Genomic DNA, 6,070 nt, shown 5'->3' with positions numbered 1-6,070 from the left:
GATCGTTACGCGAGCCGGCGCGTGAGGCCGTCGCGGGCACCCGCCAGCATGCGCGCGTGGTTCCACAGCAGCGCCGGCCGGGCGGCGTACGACGCGAGGCCGAGCAGGGCACCGCACACGACGACCTCCTGCTCGAAGTGGACCCGGCAGCCGACGGACTCGGGCGCGATCCGCCAGCGCACCCAGCCGTCGAGGTCGCCGGTCACCCTCGACTCCAGCACTTCCGGCGTACGCCGCAGGAGGCTGACGTGCAGCTCGAGCGTGAACGGGAGCGACGAACGGCAGAGGACGACGCCCTCGTCCTCGCCGGTCTTCAGGCAGGCCACCACCTGGGGCCACCACTCCGGGTAGTGCTCGACGTCCTCGAGCACGGCGCGGACAGCGCCGGCCGGGGCAGCGACCTGCCAGGTCGAGGAGAACCGGAAGGGCTGCGACCACAAGCCCCACTTCGCGTGACCACAACTCCCACTTCGGCGAGCCACAAGCCCCACCTCGGCCTCAGAGGCGGGGGACGAGCCGGGCGAGCAGCTCGCCCATGCGCGTGGCGGCGGTGCGCCCGGCCTCGAGGACTTCCTCGTGGTTGAGGGGCTCGCCCGACATGCCGGCGGCCTGGTTGGTGACCAGAGAGAGGCCGAGGACCTCGAGGCCGGCGTGGCGGGCGGCGACTGCCTCGATGGTGGTGCTCATGCCGACGAGGTCGCCGCCGATCGCGGCGACCATGCGGATCTCGGCGGGCGTTTCGTACTGCGGCCCGGCGAACTGCACGTAGACGCCCTCGTCGAGGGTCGGGTCCACCTCGCGGCACAGCGCACGGAGGCGCGGCGAGTAGAGGTCGGTGACGTCGACGAACGTCGCGCCGGTGAGTGCCGACTGCCCGGTCAGGTTGATGTGGTCGCTGATCAGCACGGGGGTGCCGGGCAGCCACTCCGGGCGAAGGCCGCCGCAGCCGTTGGTGAGCACGACCGTCGTGCAGCCGGCGGCGGCTGCCGCACGCACCGGGTGAGCGACGGAGGCTGGGCCGTGGCCCTCGTAGAGGTGTGTGCGGCCGCGGAAGAGGAGCATGTTGCGCCCACCGACCTCGACGCTCGCGACCGACCCGGCGTGGCCGGCTACGGCAGCGGCGTGGAAGCCGGGGATCTCCGCCGTGGGGATCTCGGCCCGCGGAGTGCCGAGCGCCTCGGCGGCCGGTCCCCACCCGGAGCCGAGGACGAGCGCGACGTCGTGCGTCGCGACTCCCGTCAGGTCCGCGATCGTGTCGGCAGCGGCCTGGGCCAGCGTCAGAGCGTCATCCACGGCGCGAGCCTAGTGAGCCGAGGACCGTCGCGGGGCCTGCTGACCAGACCGTGACCCAGTCGTTAGAGGCCAGCCGCCAGAGCCCTGAGCCAGAGCCCAGTCAGAGCCCGGTCGAGCGGCAAGACCGCCGGCGCAGCGCACCGACGTAGTCGTCGGGGGCACCGGCGGCCTCCGCCGCATTGGCGAGTACGCCGAGGTAGTGGGCCGAGGGCAGCCCGCCCTCGTGGGCATCGAGGACGTAGACCCAGACCACCTCGTCGCCGGTCAGCGTGTTGACCCGCACCTTCAGCTTGCGGTGCAGGCCGGTGCCGGCGGACTCCCAGTCGTCGAGGCACCGCTCGTCCTCGGGCGTCACGTCGTAGAGCGCCACGAAGACCTGCTCGAAGGGGTCCTGCACGATCGTCGCGAGCGCGCCGTCCCAGCCGTGCTCCTCGCCGCCGAAGGTGAGGCGCCAGCCCTGGAGCCAGCCCGTCGTACGGAGAGGGGAGTGGGGACACCGCTCGGCCATGCGGAGCGGATCGAGGTTCGTCCCGTAGGCGGCGTACAGGGTCACGGGGTGAGACTAGTCGCCTACTTGCCGGTATCCGGGGACCCCTCACTAGGCTGGGCCCGTGACCCACTTCGATGTCCTCGTCCTCGGCGCCGGCCCCGGTGGCTACGTCGCCGCCATCCGCGCCGCCCAGCTCGGCAAGACCGTTGCCGTGGTGGAAGAGAAGTACTGGGGCGGTGTGTGCCTCAACGTCGGCTGCATCCCGTCCAAGGCCCTGCTCAAGAACGCCGAGCTCGCGCACACCCTGACGCACGAGAAGGCGAAGTACGGCATCGAGGGCGACGCCACGATGTCCTTCGGCCCGACGCACGCCCGCTCGCGCGCGGTGTCGGCCGGCATCGTCAAGGGCGTCCACTTCCTGATGAAGAAGAACAAGATCCAGGAGATCGACGGCTGGGGCACGCTCACCGGCCCGAAGACGATCTCGGTGAAGGCGGCCGACGGCACCGTCACCGAGCACACCTGCGACAACCTGATCATCGCCACCGGTGCGAAGGTCCGCTCCGTCCCGGGCGTGGAGCCCAACGGGCAGAACATCGTCACCTACGAGGAGCAGATCCTCGACGCGGAGCTCCCGAAGTCGATCATCATCGGCGGCTCCGGCGCGATCGGCGTCGAGTTCGCCTACGTGCTGAAGAACTTCGGCGTCGACGTGACGATCGTGGAGTACCTCGACCGCATCGTCCCCACCGAGGACGCCGACGTCTCCAAGGAGCTCCTCAAGCACTACAAGAAGCTCGGCATCAACATCCTGACCTCGACCGCGGTGAAGAAGGCCGTCGACACCGGTGACGGCGTCGAGGTCACCATCGCCCCCGCCGCCGGTGGCGAGGAGCAGGTGCTCAAGGCCGACAAGATGCTCGCCGCCTTTGGCTTCGCCCCGCGCCTGGACGGCTACGGCCTCGAGGCGACCGGCGTCGCGACCACCGAGCGTGGCGCGATCGCGGTCGACGAGTTCAGCCGCACCAACGTCGACGGCGTCTACGCCATCGGCGACGTCACCGGCAAGATGATGCTCGCCCACGTCGCCGAGGCCATGGGCATCGTCGCGGCGGAGACCATCGCCGGTGCCGAGACCATGCCGATCAACTTCGACATGATCCCGCGCGCGACCTACTGCCAGCCGCAGATCGGCTCCTTCGGCTACTCCGAGGCGCAGGCCAAGGAGAAGGGCTACAACGTCAAGACCTCGACGTTCCCCTTCGCCGCCAACGGCAAGGCCCAGGGCCTCGGCGAGGCGGTCGGCTTCGTCAAGGTGATCGCCGACGCCGAGCACAACGAGATCCTCGGCGCCGCGATGATCGGCCCCGACGTGACCGAGCTGCTCCCGGTCCTCACCCTGGCCCAGCAGTGGGACCTCACCGCCGACGAGGTGGGCCGCAACGTCTTCGCCCACCCGACGCTCTCGGAGGCCGTCAAGGAGGCCATCCACGGCATCGCGGGGCACATGATCAACTTCTGATCCAGCCTGTACGACGGCCGGTCACCCTCGCGGGTGACCGGCCGTCGTCGTTCAGGAAGCGGCTGGCCCAGGTCGCGCGGCGTCGACGAGGGCGACCAGCTGGTCGGCGACGACCTCCATGGGACTGCTCGACCTCTGCGCGAGTCCGAGGATCACCGCCCCCTCGATCGCCGCGATCGCGAGGGTGCCCAGCGCATGCGCACGCTCGGCAGGGATGCCCTCGTTGACGAGCATCCGGGTGAGGGCGTCGATCCAGTCGGCGAACGCCTCGCCCGCGAGCTGGCGGGGCACCGGCTCGCTGGCTCCACCGAGGGCGGCGGCGGCGATCGGACAACCTGCGGTGTAGTCGCTCGCCTCAGCCTCCGCGCGCCAGAACTCCACCATCAGCGGGATCGCCTCGGCGGCGGGGAGGGAGGCGAGGTACTCGATGCCGGCGGCGTACTCGTCGATGGCACTGCGCACCGCGTCCTCGACCATCTCCGCCCGGCCGCCCGGGAAGTAGTGGTAGAGCGATCCCCGCGAGCCGCCGGACGCCTTGACCACGTCGAGCATCGTCGTCCCCGGCACGCCGTTGCGCCGGATCAGGTCGCGGGTCGTGCGGACGATCCGGTCGCGGTTCTCCGGGTTCGCCGTGCGGGCCATCGGACTCAGAGCCCCCGTCGTCCGACGCGGACGCTGTCGATCCCGTTGCGCACCAGGTAGGTGGCGACGTTGATGGCGGGGTGGCGCCGTGGTGCCGGCTCGCGGCCGTCGGCCATGCGCCACATCTGGACGGTGTACGCCGTGAGCTCGGTCAGGTTGTCGATCACCTTGATGCCGCTGCGCTTGGGGGTGACGCTGCTCCTGGTGACCGTGCCGTCGAGGAGCTGGCCCGGGACGTCCGGCTCGACTGCCAGGGGGCGGCCCAGTCCAACCAGGTCGACGGCGCCCGAGACGACCGCCTCGTTCATGCTCTCGACCGAGCGGAAGCCGCCGGTGAGCATCAGCGGCAGGCCGGGCAGCTCCGCCCGGACCCGCTCGGCGTAGTCGAGGAAGTAGGCCTCGCGGCGGCGCGTGCTCTCCTTCAGGGACGGGTCGACACCGAGCATCGCGGCGGAGGAGTAGGTGCCGCCAGAGATCTCGAGCAGGTCGATGCCCTCCGCGGCCAGTGCCTTGACGACCTCGAGTGACTCGTCCTCGCTGAAGCCACCCCGCTGGAAGTCGGCGGAGTTCAGCTTGATCGCGAGAATGGCCTCCGGGCCGATCTCGGCGCGGATGGCCCGTGCGATCTCGAGGACGAACCGGCGCCGCTTCTCGGATGTGCCGCCCCACTCGTCGGTGCGCAGGTTGGCCAGGGGCGAGAGGAACTGGCTCACGAGGTAGCCGTGTGCGCCGTGGATCTGTACGCCGTCGAACCCGGCCCGGACCAGGATCCCGGCGGTGGTCGCGAAGCGCCGGATGATGTCGAGGATCTCGTCGTGGGTCAGCTCTCGCGGCTCGGCGAACATGCCCGCCGTGCCGGAGAGGGCGACCGCCGACGGGGCCACCGGCTGCGGGGTGAGGGTGCGCGGCGCCTGGCGTCCGGGGTGGTTGATCTGGGCCAGTGCGGTCGCGCCGCCCGCCTTGATGATCTGCGCCCACTCGACCACGTCGTCGAACGCGCGGTCGTCGTCGACCACCACGTTGCCCGGCTCACCGATCGCGCGACGATCGATCATCACGTTGCCGGTGATGACCAGGCCGAGGCCGTTGTCGGCCCAGCGTCGGTAGAGGTTCTTCAGGCGGGTGCCGGGGGTGTGGTCGCGGCGGGCGAGGCTCTCGCTGAGCGCGCCCTTGGCCAGTCGGTTGGGGATGACGATGCCGTCGCGCAGGGCGAAGGGCTGGCTCAGGACAGCGACGCCGGTCGTCGGGGCGTCGGAGGCGGTCGGCTCGGTCGTCTGGGACATGGGAGGACTCCATCAGTGGTCGGTGCGATAACTATGCATTCATGCATAGTTCTCGCGCAATGTGTCGGTCGACACGGGGGAGTGCTGCCCATTGGTGAAGCCAAGCATCTCGTCGTAGGTTGCCACCATGACTCGGAACCTTCGCCGCCGCGCGGCCCTCCTCGCCCTCCCGTTCGTGTTGACCTTCGGCCTCGCGGCCTGCGGTGACGACGCCACCGAGAAGTCCTCTGCGTCCGACAAGCCCTCGGCCTCGAGCACCCCGGCTCCCAGCGAGCCCACCTCCGACTCGTCGATCTCGGCCGACGACATCCCCGACCCGCGCGAGGACCCCGACGCGTTCGAGGAGTACCTCACCGGCATCTACGAGGAGTCGGGGCTGTCGCAGGCGCAGGCTTCGTGCATGTCCAAGGCGTTCATGGACAACGTCGACGTGGAGAACCTCGACGACGAGGCCGCCGTCACGAGCGCGATGGGTGACGAGAAGCTGCAGAAGGCCGTCGTCGCCTGCATGTCCTGACCCACGCACGTACGACGGCCGGTCACCCTGCGCGGGTGGCCGGCCGTCGCGTTGCCGAAAGCAGTAGGTCAGGGCAGGGCGCTGCCGCGGGCGGTGACCCAGAGCTCGTACCACTCCTCGTGGGTGAGCGTCACAGCCCCGGTGGCCGCATCGCGGCAGGCGCGGATCCGGCCGGGGTTGGTGGTGCCGATGACGGGGACGATGCCGGCAGGATGCCGTTGCAGCCAGGCGAGCAGGACCGCCTCGGGCGTCGTGCCGTGGGCCGCGGCGAGTGAGCCGACGAGGGCGGCGACCAGCTCGTCCTGGGGCTCGCGGGGCATGCC

Annotated in this window: 8 protein-coding genes; 2 read left to right on the top strand and 6 right to left on the bottom strand. The window is 70.6% G+C overall.

The window, feature by feature from the left end; genetic code table 11:
- Positions 1–5: 5 nt before the first annotated feature.
- The 3 genes from VLF38_RS12765 to VLF38_RS12755 all read right to left on the bottom strand — a co-directional run bounded on the left by VLF38_RS12765 (position 6) and on the right by VLF38_RS12755 (position 1,846).
- The gene (locus VLF38_RS12765) at positions 6–440 is read right to left on the bottom strand and encodes an SRPBCC family protein (RefSeq protein WP_325271624.1); all 435 of its coding nucleotides are present in this window, start codon (positions 438–440) and stop codon (positions 6–8) included.
- A 58-nt stretch (positions 441–498) separates the two neighbouring features.
- Positions 499–1,293: a purine-nucleoside phosphorylase gene (locus VLF38_RS12760; RefSeq protein ID WP_325271623.1), complete on the bottom strand. Its 795-nt coding sequence runs from the start codon at positions 1,291–1,293 to the stop codon at positions 499–501.
- Between the two features lie 100 nt (positions 1,294–1,393).
- Positions 1,394–1,846 carry a gamma-glutamylcyclotransferase gene (locus VLF38_RS12755; protein ID WP_107698943.1) on the bottom strand — a complete coding sequence of 151 codons (453 nt, stop codon included), beginning with the start codon at positions 1,844–1,846 and terminating at the stop codon, positions 1,394–1,396.
- A 58-nt stretch (positions 1,847–1,904) separates the two neighbouring features.
- Here VLF38_RS12755 and lpdA point away from each other — a divergent pair, with 58 nt between their 5' ends.
- Positions 1,905–3,305: a dihydrolipoyl dehydrogenase gene (lpdA, locus tag VLF38_RS12750; protein ID WP_325271622.1), complete on the top strand. Its 1,401-nt coding sequence runs from the start codon at positions 1,905–1,907 to the stop codon at positions 3,303–3,305.
- A gap of 51 nt (positions 3,306–3,356) precedes the next feature.
- Here lpdA and VLF38_RS12745 read toward each other — a convergent pair whose 3' ends face one another.
- Positions 3,357–3,947, bottom strand: coding sequence for a TetR/AcrR family transcriptional regulator (locus VLF38_RS12745; RefSeq protein ID WP_325271621.1), 591 nt, complete (start codon positions 3,945–3,947; stop codon positions 3,357–3,359).
- A gap of 5 nt (positions 3,948–3,952) precedes the next feature.
- Entirely contained in the window at positions 3,953–5,230 is a 1,278-nt protein-coding gene (locus VLF38_RS12740) for an NADH:flavin oxidoreductase/NADH oxidase family protein (RefSeq protein WP_325271620.1), read from the bottom strand.
- Positions 5,231–5,357: 127 nt separating this feature from the next.
- On the opposite strand from VLF38_RS12740, the gene VLF38_RS12735 reads away from it, so the two are divergent.
- Positions 5,358–5,747: a hypothetical protein gene (locus tag VLF38_RS12735; RefSeq protein WP_325271619.1), complete on the top strand. Its 390-nt coding sequence runs from the start codon at positions 5,358–5,360 to the stop codon at positions 5,745–5,747.
- A 68-nt stretch (positions 5,748–5,815) separates the two neighbouring features.
- Here the strand turns inward: VLF38_RS12735 and VLF38_RS12730 are convergent.
- Positions 5,816–6,070, bottom strand: a 255-nt coding sequence (locus VLF38_RS12730) for an aldo/keto reductase (RefSeq protein ID WP_325271618.1), incomplete at its 5' end; no start/stop codon positions are given.

Source organism: Nocardioides sp. (assembly GCF_035481145.1).
Taxonomy (GTDB): Bacteria; Actinomycetota; Actinomycetes; order Propionibacteriales; family Nocardioidaceae; genus Nocardioides.
This window is presented reverse-complemented; position numbering and strand designations above follow the sequence as displayed.